Source organism: Ruegeria sp. BF7 (genome assembly GCF_056538605.1).
Genome location: NZ_JBQFTM010000019.1, coordinates 33,528 through 55,076, shown reverse-complemented (window position 1 = coordinate 55,076; position 21,549 = coordinate 33,528). Strand labels below are relative to the sequence as shown.

The 21,549-nt window shown below is 57.8% G+C and carries 22 protein-coding genes; 16 read left to right on the top strand and 6 right to left on the bottom strand.

From position 1 onward, the window contains the following. Window positions 1-23: 23 nt before the first annotated feature. From hpaD to ACR0IK_RS21940, 3 genes are read right to left on the bottom strand one after another with little or no spacing between them, the layout of a single operon-like run. The gene (gene hpaD, locus ACR0IK_RS21950) at window positions 24-878 is read right to left on the bottom strand and encodes a 3,4-dihydroxyphenylacetate 2,3-dioxygenase (protein WP_480595892.1); all 855 of its coding nucleotides are present in this window, start codon (window positions 876-878) and stop codon (window positions 24-26) included. Between the two features lie 52 nt (window positions 879-930). Next, window positions 931-2,439, bottom strand: a complete 1,509-nt coding sequence (hpaE, locus tag ACR0IK_RS21945) for a 5-carboxymethyl-2-hydroxymuconate semialdehyde dehydrogenase (RefSeq protein WP_480643282.1) — start codon at window positions 2,437-2,439, stop codon at window positions 931-933. Window positions 2,440-2,442: 3 nt separating this feature from the next. Further along, complete coding sequence (locus tag ACR0IK_RS21940; RefSeq protein ID WP_480643281.1) at window positions 2,443-2,841, bottom strand: 5-carboxymethyl-2-hydroxymuconate Delta-isomerase; 399 nt, start codon at window positions 2,839-2,841, stop codon at window positions 2,443-2,445. A 105-nt stretch (window positions 2,842-2,946) separates the two neighbouring features. Between ACR0IK_RS21940 and hpaR the strand changes: the two genes are divergently transcribed. Further along, window positions 2,947-3,387, top strand: coding sequence for a homoprotocatechuate degradation operon regulator HpaR (hpaR, locus tag ACR0IK_RS21935; protein WP_480595886.1), 441 nt, complete (start codon window positions 2,947-2,949; stop codon window positions 3,385-3,387). Window positions 3,388-3,454: 67 nt separating this feature from the next. Here hpaR and ACR0IK_RS21930 read toward each other — a convergent pair whose 3' ends face one another. Then, window positions 3,455-4,807 carry an aminotransferase class III-fold pyridoxal phosphate-dependent enzyme gene (locus tag ACR0IK_RS21930; RefSeq protein WP_480643279.1) on the bottom strand — a complete coding sequence of 451 codons (1,353 nt, stop codon included), beginning with the start codon at window positions 4,805-4,807 and terminating at the stop codon, window positions 3,455-3,457. Between the two features lie 32 nt (window positions 4,808-4,839). Beyond that, window positions 4,840-5,619: an IclR family transcriptional regulator gene (locus ACR0IK_RS21925; protein ID WP_480643277.1), complete on the bottom strand. Its 780-nt coding sequence runs from the start codon at window positions 5,617-5,619 to the stop codon at window positions 4,840-4,842. 108 nt (window positions 5,620-5,727) lie between these two features. Between ACR0IK_RS21925 and ACR0IK_RS21920 the strand changes: the two genes are divergently transcribed. The 7 genes from ACR0IK_RS21920 (at window position 5,728) to ACR0IK_RS21890 (ending at window position 13,788) form a co-directional block, all read left to right on the top strand. After that, the gene (locus ACR0IK_RS21920; RefSeq protein ID WP_480643276.1) at window positions 5,728-6,657 is read left to right on the top strand and encodes a tripartite tricarboxylate transporter substrate-binding protein; all 930 of its coding nucleotides are present in this window, start codon (window positions 5,728-5,730) and stop codon (window positions 6,655-6,657) included. A gap of 63 nt (window positions 6,658-6,720) precedes the next feature. Next, window positions 6,721-7,257: a tripartite tricarboxylate transporter TctB family protein gene (locus ACR0IK_RS21915; protein WP_480643275.1), complete on the top strand. Its 537-nt coding sequence runs from the start codon at window positions 6,721-6,723 to the stop codon at window positions 7,255-7,257. 8 nt (window positions 7,258-7,265) lie between these two features. Next, complete coding sequence (locus ACR0IK_RS21910; protein WP_480643274.1) at window positions 7,266-8,798, top strand: tripartite tricarboxylate transporter permease; 1,533 nt, start codon at window positions 7,266-7,268, stop codon at window positions 8,796-8,798. A 7-nt stretch (window positions 8,799-8,805) separates the two neighbouring features. Beyond that, the gene (locus ACR0IK_RS21905; RefSeq protein ID WP_480643273.1) at window positions 8,806-10,308 is read left to right on the top strand and encodes an aldehyde dehydrogenase; all 1,503 of its coding nucleotides are present in this window, start codon (window positions 8,806-8,808) and stop codon (window positions 10,306-10,308) included. Beyond that, on the top strand, window positions 10,275-11,600 hold the full coding sequence (locus ACR0IK_RS21900) for an aspartate aminotransferase family protein (protein WP_480643272.1): 1,326 nt from the start codon (window positions 10,275-10,277) through the stop codon (window positions 11,598-11,600). Before ACR0IK_RS21905 ends, ACR0IK_RS21900 begins: the two co-directional genes overlap by 34 nt. Further along, on the top strand, window positions 11,597-12,556 hold the full coding sequence (locus ACR0IK_RS21895; RefSeq protein ID WP_480643271.1) for a phosphotransferase enzyme family protein: 960 nt from the start codon (window positions 11,597-11,599) through the stop codon (window positions 12,554-12,556). Before ACR0IK_RS21900 ends, ACR0IK_RS21895 begins: the two co-directional genes overlap by 4 nt. After that, on the top strand, window positions 12,553-13,788 hold the full coding sequence (locus ACR0IK_RS21890) for a Tm-1-like ATP-binding domain-containing protein (protein WP_480643270.1): 1,236 nt from the start codon (window positions 12,553-12,555) through the stop codon (window positions 13,786-13,788). Before ACR0IK_RS21895 ends, ACR0IK_RS21890 begins: the two co-directional genes overlap by 4 nt. Window positions 13,789-13,900: 112 nt before the next feature. Here ACR0IK_RS21890 and ACR0IK_RS21885 read toward each other — a convergent pair whose 3' ends face one another. Continuing rightward, entirely contained in the window at window positions 13,901-14,203 is a 303-nt protein-coding gene (locus ACR0IK_RS21885; RefSeq protein ID WP_480643268.1) for a hypothetical protein, read from the bottom strand. A gap of 278 nt (window positions 14,204-14,481) precedes the next feature. Here ACR0IK_RS21885 and ACR0IK_RS21880 point away from each other — a divergent pair, with 278 nt between their 5' ends. The 8 genes from ACR0IK_RS21880 to maiA all read left to right on the top strand — a co-directional run bounded on the left by ACR0IK_RS21880 (window position 14,482) and on the right by maiA (window position 21,543). Then, complete coding sequence (locus tag ACR0IK_RS21880; protein ID WP_480595864.1) at window positions 14,482-15,432, top strand: MBL fold metallo-hydrolase; 951 nt, start codon at window positions 14,482-14,484, stop codon at window positions 15,430-15,432. Between the two features lie 70 nt (window positions 15,433-15,502). Then, a complete protein-coding gene (locus ACR0IK_RS21875) occupies window positions 15,503-17,125 on the top strand; it encodes an FAD-dependent oxidoreductase (protein WP_480643266.1) in 1,623 nt (540 codons plus the stop codon). A gap of 5 nt (window positions 17,126-17,130) precedes the next feature. Beyond that, window positions 17,131-17,319 (top strand): DUF2783 domain-containing protein, encoded by a 189-nt coding sequence (locus ACR0IK_RS21870; RefSeq protein ID WP_170406772.1) that lies wholly within the window; start codon window positions 17,131-17,133, stop codon window positions 17,317-17,319. A gap of 20 nt (window positions 17,320-17,339) precedes the next feature. After that, window positions 17,340-18,374 carry a TRAP transporter substrate-binding protein gene (locus ACR0IK_RS21865; protein ID WP_480595860.1) on the top strand — a complete coding sequence of 345 codons (1,035 nt, stop codon included), beginning with the start codon at window positions 17,340-17,342 and terminating at the stop codon, window positions 18,372-18,374. Between the two features lie 3 nt (window positions 18,375-18,377). Further along, window positions 18,378-18,926 carry a TRAP transporter small permease gene (locus ACR0IK_RS21860; RefSeq protein WP_480643265.1) on the top strand — a complete coding sequence of 183 codons (549 nt, stop codon included), beginning with the start codon at window positions 18,378-18,380 and terminating at the stop codon, window positions 18,924-18,926. Further along, a complete protein-coding gene (locus tag ACR0IK_RS21855; RefSeq protein ID WP_480595856.1) occupies window positions 18,923-20,239 on the top strand; it encodes a TRAP transporter large permease in 1,317 nt (438 codons plus the stop codon). The genes ACR0IK_RS21860 and ACR0IK_RS21855 overlap by 4 nt, the downstream gene beginning before the upstream one ends. Window positions 20,240-20,276: 37 nt before the next feature. Then, a complete protein-coding gene (locus ACR0IK_RS21850; protein ID WP_170516642.1) occupies window positions 20,277-20,822 on the top strand; it encodes a VOC family protein in 546 nt (181 codons plus the stop codon). 88 nt (window positions 20,823-20,910) lie between these two features. Continuing rightward, complete coding sequence (gene maiA / locus ACR0IK_RS21845) at window positions 20,911-21,543, top strand: maleylacetoacetate isomerase (protein WP_480643263.1); 633 nt, start codon at window positions 20,911-20,913, stop codon at window positions 21,541-21,543. The last annotated feature ends 6 nt before the right edge of the window (window positions 21,544-21,549 follow it).

Here is a 21,549-nt window from a genome sequence, read left to right as displayed (position 1 = left end):
GCGTTGCGCGCCTGTCAGCCCGTTCAGGTCACCGGGAAGATCACGTTTGTCTGCCCGGTGCCGGAGGATGGGAAATACTCGGTCACAACCTCGCATTTCTTGTCGTACGCATCCCACCCCAATGCACCATACAGCATCGATGTGTCGTGCATCGAACCTTCGCCGCAGCAAAAGTTAGCGTAATCACCCAGCATCTTGAGGAAGGTAGCGTGGTCGCCGCTCTTCCACATATCCAGAACGTGCAGATCCACTTGGCGGTTGAACTCCGAACTGATGGTGAATGTACCATTGTTTGCGGCGTAGTCCTTGTTCGCCCAAATCTTGTGCGACAGCGAACCCGACGCAACCAGCAGGACCTTTTCATCGCTGGCCTCGACCGCTTCGCGGATCGCCTCGCCCACAATGCGGCTTTCGTCGTGGCTGTGCACCGTGGCCCATGCCGCGACCGATACGACTTTCATATCATGCTCACGGCTCATGAATCGCATTGGAACCAGCGTGCCGTATTCCAGCTCGAGGCTGTCGAGGTGATGCGCCAGCGTATGGGCGCCCTTGTCCGACGCGATTTTGGCAATCGCATCGCCAATCTCGGGGTTGCCTTTGTAGGAATAAGGCAGGTCCTGAATGAACTGCGGGAATTCGTTCGAGGTGAACAAACCCTCGAACTTGTCATTGGCGTTGATGTGAAAGCCCGCGTTGATCACCCAGTGGGTATCGCAAATGATCGCCGTTGTAGCGCCGAGTTTTTTGGCGCGACGGGCGATTTCCCGGTGACCATCTATTGCTGCCTGGCGCTTTCCTTTGATCGGCCCCTCCTGTTCAGACATGAGCAACGTAGGCACGTGGGTCATTTTGGCGGCGAGTACTATTTCTCCCATAGTCTCCTCCTGGAGTTAGAGTTTTTCGCACGTTTTTTTGAGCCCGTCGGGATTATTTGCCCAACTGCATGATCTTGTGCTGACCGGTGGCAAAGCCGATGTGTTTTTGTTCCATATAGAACTCGAACGACCAGTCGCCGCCATCCCGACCGATGCCCGAGGCCTTGACCCCACCAAACGGCGTGGGCAGGTGACGTACATTCTCTGAGTTCACCCAGATCATTCCGGCTTCAAGCTTGTCGGTAAAGCGAAGTGCCCGTGTCAGATCGTTGGTCCACACATAACCGGTCAGACCATACGGCGTGTCATTGGCGATCTGCAGCGCTTCTTCCTCGGTCGAGAACGGGATCGAGGTCAGGACCGGGCCAAAGATCTCCTCACGCGCGATGCGCATCTGGTTGTTGGCGTCGGTGAACAGGGTCGGACGGATAAAGTATCCCTCATCGCCCAGTTTTACACCACCCGCCGCGATGGTCGCGCCGTCCTCTCTGGCGATGTCGAAATAGCTGGTGACCTTGTTGTAATGCTCTTCGGTCACCAGCGGGCCGATTTCGGTCGCCGGGTCCAGCGGGTGGCCAACTTTGATGTTGTTGACGCGCTCGATCAGCTTGGCTTCGAATTCATCCTTGATGCTGTCCTGCACCAGTAGGCGCGAGGACGAGGTGCAACGCTCGCCGTTGATCGAGTAGATCATGAAGATCACTGCATCCAGCGCCCGATCCAGATCGGCGTCATCGAACACGATGACCGGGTTTTTGCCGCCCAGTTCCAAGTGCATCCGCTTCAAGGTGTCTGCGCCCTGCTTGGTGATTATGCTACCGGTGCGGCTTTCGCCGACAAACGCGATGGCCTTGATCAGCGGATGTTCGGTCAGCGCCTTGCCCGCATCCAGGCCAAAGCCGTTCACGGTGTTCAGCACACCTTTGGGCAGACCGGCTTCTTCGGCGATTTCGACCAGCAGGCGGGCTGACAGCGGCGAATCTTCGGCGGGTTTGTGAACCACCGTGCAACCAGCGGCCAGAGCGGGCGCAATTTTCCAGGTCGACAGCATGAACGGCGTGTTCCACGGGGTGATCACGCCAACCGGGCCAATCGGCACCCGGGTTGTGACATTCATCAGAGTCGGCGATTTCAGATGCTGCCCGTCCCGCGCCTGCACCACCTGATCCGCAAAAAAGCGGAAGTTCTCGGCCCCACGCAGGGCCGCCTTGGACATGAAACGCAGGGTCTGGCCTGTGTCCCAGCATTCGCACAGCGCAATTTCCTCGGCGCGCGCCTCAATCGCATCGGCCACGTTCAACAATATGCGGCGGCGTTCGGTGGCGGGCATGTCGCGCCATTCGGTAAAGGCCGAATTGGCCGCTTTAGCTGCGGTGTCGATGTCATCCGCCGTGCCGTGGGCGACGTCGCAGATCACCGACTTGTCGACCGGCGATGTGGATTGAAACACACCGGCAGACCCGGCAACGTCTCTACCCGCGATGCGGTTTTTGATGCCCGTCTTTTTGAACCGCGCCAGAAATCCAGCCAGTTTTTCGATGTTTGTGTTCAGTGCGCTCATGCGTCAGGTCTCCTGCGTGGACGCGCCAAGGTGATTGCGGATTGTACCGGTCTTGGGCGAAAGCTTCGGGTCGATGTCACGCATCTCAAGCGAGAGCGCGATGGAATATTGCGAGAAGGCGAGGGCAAGATATGCTCTGACCGCCTCAAATATGCGCTGTGTGGCATCCTGCTTGACGTCGTCTGGCCGACCTGCGCGCAGGCGGATCGAGATGTCGATAAAGCCATGCGCCGGATTGCCGTCTGCAATGGCATAATGATCAACCCGAACGGCTCGGACGCGAATGCCCGGCTTCGGAAAGGTATCAATCTCGGCAGCCGTGGCCCGGATGCACTCGCACAGGCCACCCATGTCGACCTTGTCCTCCAGGTTCCCGGAATATTCGACGTGAAAATGTGGCATGCGTCCTCCCTTATTGCTTAACATGTTTACTATTTTGTAATCACGCTGTCAAGAACTTGCCTTGTTAATCTTTGCAATTTCAAAACTGGCGCTTTAGAAGGCGGCATGAGCACGCAAAGCCACACAAAAAGTACGTCCCGTTCCCTTCCGATTGCGCTATTGCGCGCACGGGAAACCGTCATGGCACCGATCCGGGATATGCTTCATGACATTCAGCTGACCGAACAAAAGTGGCGCATCCTGAGGGTTCTGGACGAGCTGGGCGAGATTGAACAAAGCGCTATCGCCCACGAGGCCTGCCTGCTGCTGCCCAGCCTCACCCGCATTCTGCGCACGATGGAAGCTGAAGGCCAGATCACCCGCCGCCAGGACAACGAAGACAAGCGCCGTACAATGGTTCGCATCACCGATGCGGGGCGCGCGGTACTGGAAGACAACCTTGCCACGTCGCTGGCGATTTCAAACAATATTGAGTCACAGATGGGCCGCGAGAAACTGGATCAATTGCTGGACCTGCTCGAAGAGTTGCAGGCGGTCAAAGTTTGACTTGGCTTCAGGCTCACTGAAGGATCTGATGCGGCCCTGCCCGTAGCGGTCTGTGCTATTTATGTGCTCACAGAGTTGCTAGACCAGTATCCAGTGCCGACAGAATCTTGGCTACATCTTCGGACGTGATGATAAGGGGCGGTGACAGGATGATGTTGTTCCCGGACACGCGCACCATCACACCGTCTTCGTAAGCCGCTTTCTGAACCTGCAGCGGCAGGTGCTTGGCTATAGGTGCCTTGGTCGCACGGTCTGAGACCAGCTCCAGCGCACACATCAACCCCTCGCCACCGCGCACATCTCCGATCACGTCGTATTTCTCAGCCAGCTTTTGCAGCCCGGCAAACAACTCATCCCCGCGCGCGGCGGCATTTTCCCAAACGCGCAGGCGCTTGATCTCGGACAGCGCAGCCAGAGCCGCCGCTGCACCAACCGGGTGACCGGAATAGGTATAGCCTTGATCCACCGACGCCTTGCCGGTTTGGTCTTTTTCGAATACCTCGGCGACCGCACCCGAGATCATCACCGCTCCAAAGGGGAAATAGCCGTTGGTGATCGCCTTGGCCGTGGTCATGATATCGGGCTGCACACCCCAATGCCGCGCACCGCTTTCGCTGCCTGTGCGACCAAAGGCTGTGATGATCTCGTCCGAGATCAGCAGAATACCGTGTTTCGAGCAAACCTCTCGTACCATGGGCATGAAGCTCTTGTGCGGTGGGATAACCCCCCCTGCCCCCAGAACCGGCTCCATGATAAAGGCGGCAACGGTATTTGCCCCCTGAAATGCGATCTCGGCCTCAAGCGCTTTGACGCAGAGCTGCGCCAGACGTTCAGGGTCAGTCTCATCAAACGGGTTGCGATAGGTCCAGGGGGCGGGCACATGAAAGCAACCTGGCATCATCGGCTCATAGATTGCGCGGAACTTTTGATTTCCGTTGACCGAGGCCGCGGCGAAATGGGTGCCATGATAACCCTGCTTCAAGCTGATGAACTTGGTTCGCCCGGCCTCGCCGCGCACCTTGTGGTACTGCCGCGCCAGTTTCAGAGCTATTTCAACCGAATCCGAGCCACCCGAGGTAAAGAATGCACGAGTCAGGCCGTCGGGTTCGAAGAACTGTGCCAGTTCATAAGATAGCTCAATCGCCTTGTCATTGCTGGTACCGCGAAAGGTCGAATAGTAGGGCAGTGCATTCAGCTGATCAGCGATGGCCTGTTTCACCGGTTCGCAGGAATAGCCCAGATTGACGTTCCAAAGTCCCCCGACCGCGTCCAGCGCCTTGTGACCATCGACATCGATAATGCTTACACTTTCACCACCGTTCAGAATGATCGGCGGGTTCTTCTGACTGTCAGCGGGGTGCGCCATCGGGTGCCAGAAGTAACGCGCGTTGTTTTCTTTCAGAAAGTTCGAGTCTTTCATGTCTCGGGTCTCCGGGGTTTGTGTACACCCGCTCAAGGGTGGAATTCGGTTGGAAATGTATCGGGAAGCTGACCGCCAAAACTTGCGGTCAGGTCAGTCGAGAGGGCATGCAGGGCGGTCAGGATTTCGGGCAGCCGTTCGTCGCCGGCACGGCCTTCGGGAACGGCAATCGCAATGGTTCCCAACGCCACCTGATCAATTCCGAATATGGGGGCCGCATAACCATAGACGCCATTTTCATAGCTTCCACTGCTGTTCGCCCAACCGACTTGGCTGATTGTCACGACCCGCTCTTTGATCTTGGCCGGGTCGGTCAGCGTAGTGTCCGTGTATCGCACTTGCTCTTCCTGCCCGAGACGCTCCAGCAAGAAGGATGGCCCAAAGCTAAGCATACAAAGACCAGATGCGGTCGCATTGATCGGAAGAACCTCGCTGGGGTCGAGGCTGACCCGTACGCTGTGGCGGTTCGTTTCGACCACCAGCGCGGTTTGAAGCGAATCCTTTTCAAGCAGCGAAAGATGCAGGCTTTCGCCAACGTCCTGCATCGCGACCTGCATTCTTTGGCGGGCACTCTCGATGCCGGGACGGGCGATCTGGCGCAACGCCGCCAGACGTAGCGCGGCCGGCCCAACCGCGTAGGACTTGGTCATAGGGTTCTGTTCGATCAACCCGTATTCCTCTAGCGCCCGAAGGTGGCGCAGTGCGGTGGCTTTGTTCAATCCGGACAACCGCGCAAACTGACTCAGCCCGATCTCCGGCCGAGCGTTTGAAAAGTAGTTAAGCATTTTCAAGGCGTTCAGGGCAGCACCCATATGACTCACATCCTCCCGTTAAGGTAATACTTGACAGAACACGCTTAACAAAGCAACATTATTCTTGTTAACGCGGATCAAATAATGAACCACTGACGGGAGGTGTCAATGAAGAAAGTTCTAACAGCCGCAGCACTTGTTGTTTCTGCAACCGCCGCACTGGCCGACTATCCAGAGAAGCCAGTCTCTTTTGTCGTTCCGTGGCCCCCGGGTGACCTGGAAGACGTGTTGACGCGTCTCATCGCTGACGAGTTCCAAGCCATGTACGGCGTACCCGCCGCAGTCGTGAACAAGCCCGGCGGCGGTGGTGGCCCCTTCCCTGGCGCTGTTGAGGTCGCAACTGCTCCGGCGGATGGCTACACGATCGGTTCTTTCGTCATCGGTGTGCCGGTCATAGGCCCGGAAATTGGCATTCCTGAGCTCAACCCCAACCCGTTCGAACCGATTGGCATCTTTCTGACCTATCCCTTCGTCATCGCCTCCAGCAAAGACGCGCCTTTCTCGACCTGGGAGGAACTGGTGGAACATGGTAAGGAGAACGACGTAGCGCTCGGTCATTTCGGTACGGTTCTACCGCCCACACAAGTGACCTTCGCGGCTGCGGTAAGCAGCGGATTTGATTTCGCCAGCGAAGCCGCCTTTGACGCGTTGGACTGCAACACCTTGGCTTCGGGCGACGTGGACGTGATCAACACAACGCTTCAGCTCGTACTTCCTTGCTTGGATCAGGTGAATGTTCTGGCCAGCATCGGCGGTGAGCGGATTTCGCTGGTCCCAGACACGCCGACCGTTGTCGAGCTTAACCCCGAACTGCCTTTGGCGCTGTGGAATGGGCTGTTTGTCCACAAAGACACCCCGGCAGAGGCGCGCGAAAAGATCACGGCGGCTGCACAGAAAGCGATAAACTCTGACAAGGCCACGAAACTTGCCGCAGAAACCGGAGCGCTGATCTACTGGCAGGACCCGGATGCCTCGAACGCGCAAATCGAACAGGACAAAGCCTCCTTCTCCAAAATCGAAGAGATTCTAGGCGAATAAAGCGAAACTGGCCCGGCACATTTAGATGGTGTCGGGCCTTTTTCTATCCAACAGGAGGCCAAAATGATCGCAAAGACATTGCAAGACATGTTCAAACGATACCGCCGACCCGGCGATGTTGTTTTTGCTTTAGCTTTTCTGGTTTTTGCCATTTTCCTTCTGACCCAATTGGATACACAGACCGAGGTTGTCAAACGCACCAAGTGGTTTGCGCAACCCGGCTTCTGGCCGAAAGTCTCGCTTTGGGCAATGTTCCTATTTGCCTTTCTGCACTGGCTCAGTTCGGCCATGTCAGACCGTATTCCGGGTCGCTGGCCCGAAGTCGCGTTCTGGTTTCGGTCTATTGAATACGTCGCTTATTTTCTGGTTTATGTCGCGGTCGTCCCGCTTTTGGGATATTTACCGTCGACCGTTCTGTTCGCGGTTTTCCTTGCGGTTCGAACCGGGTTCCGAACTGCCGGCGCCATTGGCCTTGCGGTGGCGTTCGGTGTTGCGGTGACGATCATCTTCCGTGCCTTTCTGCAGGTCAAAATTCCGGCAGGCGCCGTCTATGAATACCTGCCGGATTCCGTGCGCGCCTTTGCGCTGACTTATCTCTGAGGTTCGCTATGGAAACGCTTCTGTCCGGTCTTTCTATTCTGACACAATGGCAGGTGATCGCCGCTCTTCTGATCGGCTCGATCGGTGGGGTCATCATCGGTGCGCTGCCCGGTGTGGGAGCTGCGGTGGCCATCGCCATCCTATTGCCAGCTACATTCGCCTTTGAACCCATTGTCGGTCTGACGCTGTTGCTGGGTATCTATGGCTCGTCCATGTATGGCGGCGCTATTCCGGCCATTCTGATCAACACGCCGGGTACCGCGGTAAACGCGTTGACCACATATGACGGCTATCCGATGACCAAACGCGGACAGGGGCATCGCGCATTGTCGCTGGCCTATTCCGCATCTTTCTTTGGAGGAGTTTTTGCCATCATCTGCCTGATGATCCTGTCACCGATTCTGGCATTGGTCGCACCGCATTTCGGGAGCCGCGAGATTTTCCTGGCCGCCCTTCTGGGGATCATACTGGTGATCCTGGCCCATCGTGGACAGATTTTTGCTGCTGGCATGCTGGCGGCCTTCGGGATTTTCCTGAACACCGTCGGGCTTGAGCCTGTCAAATACACCCGCCGCTTTACATTTGACCAAAGCTGGCTGGCCTCGGGTGTCGATCTGATCGTTGTGGTGCTGGGCCTGTTTGCAATCAGTCAGGCGCTGCTGCTGTTACTGGAAAAGAACCATGCACCGGGCGAAGCGCACGTCAGCGGCAGCATTTTCGCCGGTCTCAGGGAACTATTGGGTATAAAACGTGTTGCCACCGTGTCCTCCAGCATCGGTGTGTTCATGGGTATGGTGCCGGGCACCGGCGAGTTCACCTCGCAATTCCTGTCCTACACCTATGCACAGAAGACCTCGAAAGACCCCGACAAATTCGGTGACGGCTCGCCCGAGGGGCTGGTGGCCTCCGAGGCCGCCAACAACGCCGTTCCTGGCGCTGCCATGATCCCGCTGCTGGCGCTGGGTATCCCGGGTGAAGCGCTGACCGCGATGATGCTGTCGGTGTTCTACGTGCACAACGTCATCCCCGGCCCGCAGCTGTTCGAAAACCAGATGGACTTTGTGATGGCGCTGTATATGGCGCTGATCCTGCTGAACGTCATCGTTCTGGTATTCCTGCTGTTCTCGACCAACTTGCTGCTGAAGATCATCCAGATCCCGACCCGGTTTCTGGGCATCATGATCCTGATCCTGGCCTTTGTTGGCGTCTACAGCCTGCGCAACTCGATCACCGATTGCGCCATTGCCGCCGGGTTTGGGGTGTTCGGCCTGATCCTCAAACGGCTGGACCTGCCGATTGTGCCGATCATCCTGGGCATGGTTCTGGGCGGCATCATGGAGGTCAAACTGCGCAGCGCCATGGCGCGGGTCAAATCACCTCTCGATTTCGTCGACCGCCCGATTGCGGCGATCCTGACAGCGCTGATCGTACTGATCCTGCTGCTTCATTTCCGCACGCTGTACTTTGAATTCCGCAACAAGCTGAAACCCCAGCCGACCGCGCTACCGGTCGATTCCGATCACCCCAATCAGCAAGGGTAACCCTGCCATGAACCAATCCGATATTGACGCCCTGCGATCTCAGGTTCTGTCCCCCCGTTCGCACTTCATCGGGGGACGCTGGGTCGATGCCTCGCAAGGCGGTCACCGGGATGTTCTATCACCGATTGATGGCACTGTTCTGACCCGGATTGCCGAAGGTACACCGGCGGATATGGAGGCAGCGATTGCCGCCGCACGAACAGCGTTCGAAGATGGCCGCTGGTCGCGCCGCCCCCCGGCTGAGCGCAAGAAAGTACTGCTGAAACTGGCCGAACTGATCGAAAAACACGCCCTTGAACTGGCAGTTCTGGGTGTGCGCGACAATGGCACCGAGATTACCATGGCCATGAAAGCCGAACCGATGTCTGCGGCCGGTACGTTCCGCTATTACGCCGAGGCGATCGACAAGGTTTATGGCCAGATCGCCCCCACTGCGGACAGCGTACTGGGTCTGATCCATCACGCGCCCGTTGGTGTGGTTGGCGCGATTGTACCCTGGAACATGCCGCTGATGATCGGCGCGTGGAAGCTGGCCCCGGCACTGGCCACCGGCAACTCTGTGGTACTGAAACCGGCCGAAAGCGCATCCTTGTCGCTGTTGAAACTGGCCGAACTGGCGGCCGAGGCCGGAATGCCCGACGGCGTGCTGAACGTCGTGACCGGTTCGGGCCGGGTGGTGGGTGAAACGCTGGCGTTATCGATGGATGTAGACATCATGGTGTTCACCGGCTCGGGCGCGACAGGTCGGCGGCTGCTGGAATACTCGGCGCGGTCGAATATGAAGCGATGCTATCTGGAACTGGGCGGCAAATCCCCCAACATCGTCTTCAACGACGCCCCGGACCTGAGCGAGGCCGCCAAAGTGTCAGCGGGCGGCATCTTCCGCAACGCCGGCCAGATTTGCATCGCCGGATCGCGCCTGCTCGTACAAGAGGATATTCACGACGATTTCGTTGACGAGCTGGTCAAACATGCCGAGGCGATGCGCGTCGGCAACCCGCTGGATCTGGACACGCAAATCGGCGCGGTTCATTCACTGCCCGAACTGGACTCTAATCTGGAATTCGTCGCCAGGGCCGAGGCAGAGGGCGCCGAGCGCCGTACCGGCGGAGGCCGCATTCTTGAGGAAACCGGCGGCTATTATATGGCGCCGACGGTGATGACCGGAGTGAAACCCACCGACAACCTGTTCCAGAACGAGGTGTTTGGCCCGGTCCTCGCCGTGACGCCTTTCAAGGACGAGGACGAGGCAATCCGGCTGGCCAATGACTCGGTCTATGGTCTTTCCTCAGGCGTGTGGACGTCGAACCTGAGCCGCGCGCACCGCATGATCGCAGGTATCCGCGCAGGTGTCGTTCACGTGAATACCTATGGCGGGTCTGACTTGACCGTACCGCTGGGCGGTGTGCGCCAGTCGGGCAACGGGCATGACAAGTCTTTGCACGCGCTCGAGAAATATCTCGACTTGAAAACCGCATGGATAAAACTCTTACCAAGGGCGACCGCATGACGCTTCCCCCGAAATCCGCCGCGCTTGTTGAACGCCGGGCCAAGCTGCTGGGCCCGAATGTTTCGACTTTCTACGATGAGCCGCTTCATATCGTGAAGGGCGACGGTGTCTGGCTGTGGAATGCGGACGGGCGCAAATATCTGGATTGCTACAACAACGTGCCGCATGTCGGTCACTGCAACCCGCGCGTGGTCGACGCGATCTGCCGTCAGGCGTCGACGCTCAACACCCATACCCGCTATCTGCACGACGGTATTCTGGACTATGTCGAAAAGCTGACCGGCACGATGGACGCCTCGCTGGACACCGCCATCCTGACCTGCACCGGGTCCGAGGCGAACGACATCGCCCTGCGCATGGCCGAGGGCATGACCGGTAAACGAGGGATCATTGCCACGGATGCGACTTATCACGGCAACACGTCTCTGGTCAGCCAGTTGAGCAAGTCGAACGTGCCGACGGTTGGCTTCGGCTTGGATCAGTATTTCCTATTTGTGGAAGCCCCAGACAGCTATCGCAATCCGGACCCGGACGGCACCAAATTCGCCGATGCCGTGGCCGAGCAGATTGCCGAGCATGAAAAGTCCGGCATCGGCTTTGCCGCTTTGGTGGTCTGCCCGTATTTCCTGAACGAAGGCTTCCCCGACCATCAAGACGGCTGGCTGAAACCTGTGGCCGAAGTGGTGCGCAAGGCCGGTGGCCTACTGATCTGTGATGAGGTGCAATCCGGCTTTGGCCGCACCGGCACCCATATGTGGGCACACCAGAAAATGGGTGTGGTGCCGGATGTCATGACGATGGGCAAACCGATGGCCAATGGCCATCCGGTCGGCGGAGTTGTGACGCGCAGCGAAATCCTGACCACCTTCCGCAATGGCTATCGGTATTTCAATACCTTCGGCGGCAACCCGGTCTCCTGCGCTGCGGCAATGGCGGTGCTGGAAGAGATTGAGGACAAGAACCTTGTCACCAATGCCAAAACGGTCGGCGATCATGCCCGCGCGCGCTTGGTAGCGTTGCAGCAGAAGTACGATTGCATCGGCGACGTGCGCGGCTCGGGCCTGATCTTCGGGGCCGAGATGGTGCTGGATCGGCAAAGCAAGGAACCGGCCAGCGAGTTCACCGACCGGGTAATCAACACGATGCGGCACCGGGGGATAATTCATTCGAAACTGGGACGTCACAAGAATACGCTCAAGATCCGCCCCCCCATGCCGTTCTCGAAAGAGAATGCCGATCTGTTGTTTGACACACTGGACGAGGTTTTGGCCGAAACCCCGCTGACCTTATGACCCGGATTGTCGAGCAAGCCCTGACCCTTTGGGGCATAGAAGATGCTGAGTGGTCGCTGGTCGCCGCCCGTGAAAACCATGTCTACCGGGTTCAGGCGGGTACAAAAAGCTTTGCCCTGCGTCTGCATCGCAAAGACTTGCACTCGGATGCTGCTCTGCGGTCCGAGTTGCTGTGGATTGCCGAGCTTGGCGCAAAGGGCGTCGGTGTACCCACGCCAGTACCGGCCACAGATGGTTGTTTACTGCATCTACTGGACGGGGTTCAGGTCGATATGCTGGACTGGTTGCCCGGTCGCCCACTGGGTTCGACAGGCGGTGGAATTGATCACGAAGACCGAACAGGGGTTTTTCGGGTCCTCGGGCGTGAGATGGCGCGGCTGCATAAGATCAGCGATGCCTGGGTCCGGCCAGTTGACTTCATGCGCTGGTCTTGGGACCGCACAGGGCTGCTGGGCGATGCCCCGCTGTGGGATCGTTTTTGGGAAAACGCCACGCTCACGGATGAGGACCGCGCCCTGTTCATCATGTTCCGCGAAACAGCAAACCGTGATCTGCAACACATCGAAAACAAGCTGGATTTTGGCTTGATCCACGCCGATCTGGTGCGTGAAAACGTGATGGTCCTAGGCGACAAGGTTTGGTTGATAGATTTCGACGATGCCGGGCTCGGATTCCGCCTGTTCGACATCGCGACGACTTTGCTGAAAAACCTGCACGAACCGGACTATGACGCTCTGCGAGGATCCCTGCTTGAGGGATACCGCACGGAACGGGCGCTCGATACCGGGCATCTCGATCTGTTCATGGCCCTGCGTGCGGTGACATATGTCGGCTGGATATCGTCCCGGATGGACGAAGATGGATCAGAGGCACGCAATATGCGGTTCGTCGATACCGCCCGGGGTCTGCTGACGCGTTACCTCGGAAAAAAAGTACAGACAGGAGAAAACCAATGACCAAGAAAACGATCCTGCTGATTGGGACATACGACACAAAAGAGCCCGAGATGCGGTTCATCGAAGACGCCGTGCGGGCGCAGGGAGCGGCTGTGCTGACGATGGACGTGTCTGTTCTGGGCAATCCGGAAACGCCGACCGATGTTTCGAAACACGACGTCGCCGCCGCTGAAAGAATGGCCATCGATGATGTGATCGCGCTGGGGGATGAAAACAAGGCGTTCCGCGTCATGTCCGCCGGAGCGGCGAAGGTTGTAGCAAAAGCTTATGCCGAAAACCGGTTTGATGGGATGCTAGCCACCGGCGGCACCATGGGCACCGACCTTGCGCTGGATTGTGCGCAAGCGCTGCCAATGGGAGTGCCGAAGTATATCGTCTCGACCGTCAGCTTCTCGCCGCTGATCCCGCCGCATCGGTTGGCCCCGGACATTCAGATGATCCTGTGGGCCGGCGGTCTGTATGGTATGAATTCGATCTGCCGGTCCTCACTGGCACAGGCCGCAGGGGCCGTGGTTGGCGCGACCAAAGCCGCAATCGCGCCGGATCGCGGCAGACCCCTGATTGGCATGACCAGCCTTGGGTCGTCCTGCCTGCGCTACATGAAAACCCTGAAACCTGCACTCGAAGAGCGTGGCTTTGAAGTGGCCGTGTTTCATTCGACAGGTATGGGCGGTATGGCCTTCGAGAAACTGGCTGCAGAGGGCGCTTTTTCCTGCGTGATGGATTTCTGCATGCAAGAATTCGGCAATATGCTGGCAGGCTCCGTTGTCTCTAGCGGAGAAGATCGCCTGACCAATGCCGGTTGCGTTGGCACGCCACAAATGGTCGCCCCGGGCGCACTTGACCTTTTGGACTTTGCCGGCTGGCAAGAAGTCCCGGACCAATATGCAGATCGCCCCTTTCACGAACATAACCGCCTGATCAAAAGCTCGGTTTTCAATGGCGAGGAACGCCGTGCCTGGATCCGAGAACTGGCGAACCGGCTGGAAGCTGCAACCGGGCCCGTTCACTTCTTCCTGCCGGTTCAAGGCGTCGAGGCATGGGACAAAGAAGGCGAGGAAGCTCATGATCCCAAAGCGCTTTCAGATATGGTTGACGAAGCCCGCAAAATCATGCCGGGCCGGGTGCCGATGACCGAATTGGATGTCCACATCAACGACACTGCATTTTGCGATGCGGTCTTGGCTCAATTTGATGAGTGGGTTGAAAGTGGGCTTGTAAGCCGCGACTAGCGATAATGGTGCTACGGGCAAAGCGGAAGCTGCCCAGATTGCATCCCCGCAACTGCAGCCTGCGGCTCAACTGCAAGTCTGTGTTAGGCGGGCGTTGCTGGATCGCAAGTAGCTACAGCTTTTGCGGTACAGCGAGGTTGATCCGGCGCTGTACTCCCGGCTGAAGATATTCGAGATCGAAATCAAACAGCGCCGCGTTCTGGAAGATGATCAGAGCGCAGATGCGTTGATGCAAGTACGGATGCGGGTATCCACTTTTCCAATTGGCATTCTGCGCCCTCCCTTCGCAATGAAGACCGAGATGATTTCCTGCATTGGCACGTGGAGTCGGATTCCCCTGATCTTCAAGGATGCATGAGGAAGAAAATTCAATTCCGCTGGACGCCAGAAAACTACGAACCGACTGTTTAGACATCTTACCAGCCGCACTTAATACCCGATCGAAGCTGTAACGGCGTGCCGCAAACTCCGGCTGAATACTTGTTGCAACGACTCAAGCTCACCCAAGCGAGCATCTAAAGGGGTCAGGCAAGTCATTGATAACAAGGGGATGGGCACCCCTGCATCATTTAGAGTCGGTTTATCGTTGACTTTCGTTTCAAATGAAACGAGATTGTTGCAAATGTAACGATGTAGCCGAATCCGCAAAAAACGAACCGAATTCCAGCTGCATCGCGTCTTTGGAGGATACTCATGGCCAAGGCATTCGCGTCCCAGGGGGACATGTCGGAAAAGAAAATATCGTTCACCGAGGTTGGCGAAGGGTTGTATGCCTTCACCGCCGAGGGCGATCCGAATTCAGGCGTTATTATCGGCGATGACAGTGTGATGATCGTCGAGGCGCAGGCCACGCCGCGTTTGGCCAACAAGGTGATCGAATGTGTGCGCTCCGTCACCGACAAACCGATCACCCATGTGGCGCTGACCCATTATCACGCGGTCCGCGTTCTGGGCGCCAGCGCCTTTGGCGCGCAACAGATCCTGATGTCGGACATGGCCCGCGCGATGGTCGTGGAACGGGGCAAAGAAGACTGGGACAGCGAATTCCAACGCTTCCCCCGCCTGTTCGAAGGGCATGAGAGCATCCCCGGCCTGACCTGGCCCACCACCACCTTCAGCGACACGATGACCGTTTATCTGGGCAATCGCCGGATCGATCTGATGCATCTTGGCCGCGCACATACCGCAGGCGATATCGTCATTCACGTGCCCGATCAGAACGTCATGTTCACCGGTGACATCGTGGAATACCACTCGGCCTGCTATTGCGGTGACGGGCATTTCAATGATTGGGGCGACACGCTGGACCAGATCAAATGGTTCGACGTCGATGCCATCGCACCGGGTCGTGGGGATGCTCTGGTCGGCAAGGACATGGTGAATGCCGCCATCGAAAACACGCGTGATTTCGTCGAAAGCACCTATCGACCAGCGTCACAGGTTGCGGCCCGTGGCGGGTCTTTGAAAGAGGCCTGGGACGCCGTGCGTGCCGAATGCGATCCGAAATTCGCCGACTATGCGATTTACGAGCATTGCCTGCCCTTCAATGTCGCCCGCGCCTATGACGAGGCCCGCGGCATCGACACCCCACGCATCTGGACCGCTCAGCGCGACCTTGAGATGTGGGAGGCCCTGCAGGGTTAAAACTGTCGGCCCGGCCATTCGGTCGGACGCCCAATCAAAGTGAAACGCGCGCAGCCAGAGGAAAAAACCGATGTTCGATGACAGATACACGCTTGCCTACAAGCGTTATCCCTATGAGAAATCGACCGATCAAGACGCCGTGTCACCGGTCCGTCATCCCGTCGTGGTGATGGGCGGGGGACCGATTGGCGTGGCCACCGCGCTTGATCTTGGGCGGCAGGGCATTCCGACACTGGTGCTGGACGACCACGAAGGTGTCGGCATGGGATCGCGCGCGATCTGTTTTGCTAAACGCTGTCTAGAGGTTGCTGGCCGCTATGGCTGTGGCAAGCCGATGGTTGACAAAGGGGTGGTTTGGAACCTCGGCAAGGTCTTTCACAAAGACGACCAAGTTTTCGAGTTTAACCTGCTGCCTGAGGAAGGCCATGAATATCCCGCCTTCATCAACATGCAGCAGCCCTATTACGAAAGTTACCAGCTCGACCGCTTTGAGGAGTTGCAGGCGCAAGGAGCTCCGATTGAAATCCGCGGCAAGAACCGCGTGGATGCCGTCGAAGTGCACGATGATCACGTCACCCTTTCCATCATGACACCGGATGGCCCCTATACGCTCGAAGCGGACTGGCTGATCGGGTGTGATGGGGCCTCGTCGCCGTTGCGCACGATGCTGGATCTGGATTTCACCGGCAAAGTTTTCCAGGACAGTTTCCTGATTGCCGACATCAAGATGAAAAACGACAGCTTTCCGACCGAACGCTGGTTCTGGTTCGAACCGACCCACGGGTCGGGTGCGTCCACCCTGCTGCACAAGCAACCCGACGACGTCTGGCGCGTGGATTTCCAGATCGGCTGGGATGTCGACCGGGCCGAAGAGATGAAAGAGGAGAACATCCGCCGCCGTCTCGACGCGTTCCTGGGCAAAGGTGTTGAATATGACATGGTCTGGTCGTCAATCTATACGTTCCAGTGCAAGCGCATGGACAGTTTCCGCCACGGTCGCGTGTTCTTTGCTGGGGACGCAGCGCATCAGGTTTCACCTTTTGGCGCACGCGGAGCCAACTCGGGCATGCAGGATGTCGACAATCTCGGCTGGAAATTGGGCATGGTGATGCGCGGTGAAGCCACAGAAAGCTTGCTGGACACTTACGACGTTGAACGCATCCATGGCGCGGATGAAAACATCCTGAATTCGACCCGTTCGACGGATTTCATCACTCCAAAGTCCGAAACGAGCCGCATTCTGCGCGACGCCGTGCTTTCGCTGTCCGAAAAGTACGAATTTGCGCGCCCCATGGTGAATTCCGGTCGCCTGTCGGTGCCTTGCACCTATGACGGGTCGCCGCTCAACTCTGCAGATGCCCTGAACGGCCCCGCACAATCGCGCCCCGGATCGGTTTGCCCTGATGCGCCGCTGGCCGACGATTTCCTGTTGTCCAAACTCGGCGACGAATTCATCCTTTTGACCATCGACGCCGATGCCCCTGACATGATCGAGGAAGACGGTGTTCAGGTCACGCGCCTGGCGCTTTCGGTCAAGGATGACAAAACCGGCGCTCTAAAAAAGCGGTATCTGGGCGAGGCCGACAGCGCGGTTTACCTGATCCGCCCTGATCAACACGTGGCCTCTCGCCGGCCTGGCTTTGACGAAAATGCAATCCGCGCTTCGATCCGGCGCGCGGTCGGCAAGGAGTAAGCCCCATGACTGATTTGATCCTGACCCCTAACATTGATGGCGTCGATGATTTCTACGCCGAGCTTCTGGCCGCTCATGACGGGCTGGAAAAAGACCAAAGCGACGCATTAAGCGCCCGCCTGATCCTGATACTGGCTAACCACATCGGCGAACGCTCGGTTCTGACCGAAGCGATCAAAGCTGCTGAAATCTGACACTTCATAGGGAGGAAACTATGAAACTGAACCTGAAAACCCGCGCCCTCGCCTGCGTCGGCGCAACTTCCATCGCCCTGTCGCTCGCATCGAGCGCGATGGCCGACACCACTCTGGCCCTGTCCAGCTGGCTACCACCGCGCCACCCGATCGTGACTGGCGCGATCAAACCCTGGGCCAAGCAGGTCGAAGAAGTCACCGACGGGCGCGTGACGGTCCGTGTATTGGCCAAACCGCTGGGCCCGCCGCCCGCGCATTACGACATGGCAGCCGACGGTATTGCCGACATCACCTATGGTCTGCACTCGTTCACCACCGATGACCGTTTCACCCGGTCGCGCATCGGCCAGTTTTCGTTCATCGGCGATGACGCCGTGGCTGGTTCCAAAGCGTTCTGGAACGTGTATTCCGGTCCGCTGGAAGCCCAGAAAGAGCATGAAGGCACCAAGCTTCTGGGTCTGTTCGTGCACGGCCCGGGCATGTTGCACAACAACGTCCGTCAAATTGAAACCGCCGACGATTTTGCTGGTCTGAAGATCCGCGTCCCCGGTGGCTATATTTCCGATCTGATGTCGGGCATGGGCTCAACAACGCTCTTCATGTCCTCGGGCGAGGTCTATGAGAAGCTGTCGCGCGGCGTGATCGACGGGGTCACCTTCCCCTATGATGCCTTGGCCGCGTTCAAGCTGACCGAAGACGTCAAATACACGATGAAAGTGCCCGGCGGTCTCTATAACACAACCTGGTTCATGGTCATGAACGAAGACAAGTGGAACGAGATTTCCGCAGAGGACCAGGCCGCGATCGAAGCGATCTCGGGCGAGGCTTTTGCCACGCTGGTTGGCGAGGCCTGGATCGGAGCCGACGAAAAAGGCAGCGCAGCTGCTGAAAAAGCTGGGATCACGGTTTACGAAGCTCCGGCTGCCGTGGTTGATGCGATCAAGTCCCGGGCGGCTGACGCCGAAGTTGCATGGTCCGAGGCAATCTCGGCTGATGGCTATGACGGAGCGGCAGCCCTCGAAGAACTGCGCAAGCAGGCTGGTGTGGATTTCTGATCCATGGAGCGGCTTCGCCATCGTTTCCCCGACCAGCCCCCGGAAGAGGGGCTGGACATCGGGCTGCTGCTTGACAGGACGCTTGGTGCCGGCGCCGCTCTGATCCTGTTCTGCCTCATTCTCATCACCTGTGTGGATGTGATCGGGCGCTACTTTCTGAATGCACCACTATCCGGTGCATTCGAACTTACCGAAATTCTGCTTGCAGCCCTTGTTTTTCTGGCTTTGCCGCTGACAACAGAGCGGCGCGAGCATATCGAGGTCGACTTGCTGAACATGGTTCTCGGCAAGCATACCCAACGTCTGCTTTCCGCCTTTGCCGGGCTGTTTTCCGCCGCCCTTCTGGCCACCTTCGCCTGGCGGCTGTTTACCCATGCGGCCAAGGCGGCCCATGACGGCGCGGTCAGTAACGCGCTGGAGATCCCGCTGGCCCCCTTTGGATATCTGGCGGGCGTGTCCTGCATGGTCTCGGCCTTCATCGCCTTTTTGCGCGGCCTGCAACCGCCGAAAGAGCGCAATTCCGATCAAGCGCCTCCGGAGGCTTTGCCATGATTGAATCACTCATCGGTTTTGCCGTCCTTCTGGGGTTGATCCTGTTGCGGGTGCCGATTGCCTTTGCCATGGCGGCGGTTGGTGGATTCGGCTTTGCCTATATGCGCGGCTGGGAACCGGCTTGGGCGATGACCGGCCAAGTGGCTTTCGATACCGCACTGTCCTACAGCCTGTCAGTCATTCCGCTTTTTATCTTCATGGGCAACGTGCTGGCTGGATCCGGCGTCGCACATGGCCTGTTTGCGGGTGCTGACCGGCTATTTGGCAAACTGCGCGGCGGCCTTGCCATGGCGTCCGTCTTCTCTTGCGGGGGCTTTTCCGCGGTGTGCGGGTCTTCACTGGCGACCGCTGCGACCATGTCCAAGGTCGCGATGCCCTCGATGCGCAAGTTTGGCTATGATGACCGCCTTGCAACCGGCTCCATCGCGGCTGGCGGCACGCTGGGTATCCTAATCCCGCCCTCGGTGATCCTGATCATCTATGGACTGCTGACCGAGACCAACATCGCCAAACTGTTCATTGCTGGCATCATACCAGGCATCATCGGTGTGCTCCTGTATCTTGGCGCGGTCATGGTTGCGGTGCGTGTAAACCCTGCGCTGGCGCCCGAAGAAGAAAACACCGAACCGATGAGCCGGACCGACCTGGTTGGCGTCTTCTGTGTGCTGGGCCTGTTCCTGTTCATCATGACCGGGATTTACGGCGGGTTTTTCACCCCAACCGAAGCGGCAGGTATGGGTGCAGGCGCATCGGTGCTGATTGCTGTAGCCTTGCGGTCCATGACATGGGGTGGGTTTTTCGCCGCCACGATGGATTCCATCCGAGCTACTGCGATGATCTTTGCCGTCATTATCGGGGCCGAGCTGTTCACCAATTTCATAAACTTCGCCGGGCTGCCCGATGCGTTGTCCAGTTTTGTGATCGACAACGAAATGCCCGTATGGGCGGTGATCGTGTTCATCATCGTGGTCTACATGGTGCTTGGCTGCGTGCTGGAAAGCCTGTCGATGATCCTGCTGACGGTGCCAGTGTTCTATCCGCTGATGTTCGAGCTGGAGTTCGCCAACGAACTGTTGCTCGATCCCGAAAACGCGCTGATCTGGTTCGCCATCGTCGTTGTTGTCGCGACCGAGATCAGCCTGATCACCCCCCCGGTCGGCATGAATGTCTTCGTACTGAAAGGTGTTCTTCAGGACGTGTCGCTGGCAACCATCTTCAAGGGCGTCCTGCCCTTCTGGATCGCCGACATCCTGCGGCTGGCCCTGCTCATCCTCATTCCCTCACTGTCGCTCTGGCTTGTGGGACTGATGTGAACCACCCAAACCCAACCCATTCGGAAAGGAAGACACGATGAAAATCGAAAAAATTCACCACGTCGCCTATCGCTGCAAAGATGCCAAGGAAACCGTCGAGTGGTATGGCAAGATGCTGAACATGGATTTCATTCTGGCCATTGCCGAGGACCATGTGCCCTCGACCCACGAGCCGGACCCCTACATGCATCTGTTCCTGGATGCCGGTGATGGCAACGTCTTGGCGTTCTTCGAACTACCGACCAAGCCTGAAATGGGCCGCGACCCGAATACTCCGATCTGGGTTCAGCACATCGCCTTCAAGGTCAAGGACCGCGCAACCCTGATCGAGTTCAAAGAACACCTCGAGGCCAACGGCGTCGAAGTTCTTGGAGTCACCGACCATTCGATCTTTCATTCAATCTATTTCTTCGATCCCTCAGGCCACCGGATCGAACTGGCCTGCCCCGACCCAGAGGAAGAAGCGATGCTGGCACGGATGGACGAGGTGAAATGGCTGATGCTCGAAGATTGGTCGAAAACCAAGAAAGCACCGAAACACGCTGATTGGCTGCACGCCAAAGAACTCAACAAAAGCGCCTGATGCACTTTCCCGCGCCGGGTGTCTGATCCGGCGCGGGACCTGAAGCCGTCAGGTTTTGACTATGCGCTAAGACTTGCTGGATGAGGTCATGAAACTTTACTCCTATTGGCGTTCTACGACCTCATACCGGGTCCGGATTGCTCTGAATCTCAAAGGTCTCAGCTATGAAACCTGCCCGGTCAATCTGGTCGCCGGAGAGCAGTGTGCCCCCAACTACGCGGCACTTAATCCCTGCAAGGGTGTTCCGACCCTTGTTCTTGAGGACGGCACTGTTCTGACCCAGTCGCTTGCGATAATCGAGTATCTGGACACTATCGTCCCTGAGCCTCGGCTATTGCCGACAAAACCGCTCCAACGCGCCCGCGTTCAGGCCGCTGCGCAGACCATAGCGTTAGACATCCACCCGGTGAACAACCTCAAGGTCCTGACCCACCTCAAGACCCACATGGGGCTTTCGGCAGATGGCCAGCTTGATTGGTTCCGCCATTGGATGACCGAAGGATTTACCGCCTATCAAGCACTGCTGCCAAAGGCGACGACGTTCAGTTTCGGGGATTTTCCCGACCTCGCCGACATCTGCCTCGTAGCCCAGCTTTATAACGCGCATCGCTGGGGCGTTGATATGTCCCCCTTCCCCCGCCTTCTCGGGATCGAGGAACGCGCCCTTTCCCTTACGGCGTTCAACAACGCCCGCCCCGAAAATCAGCCCGACGCGGCTTAAAGGTGT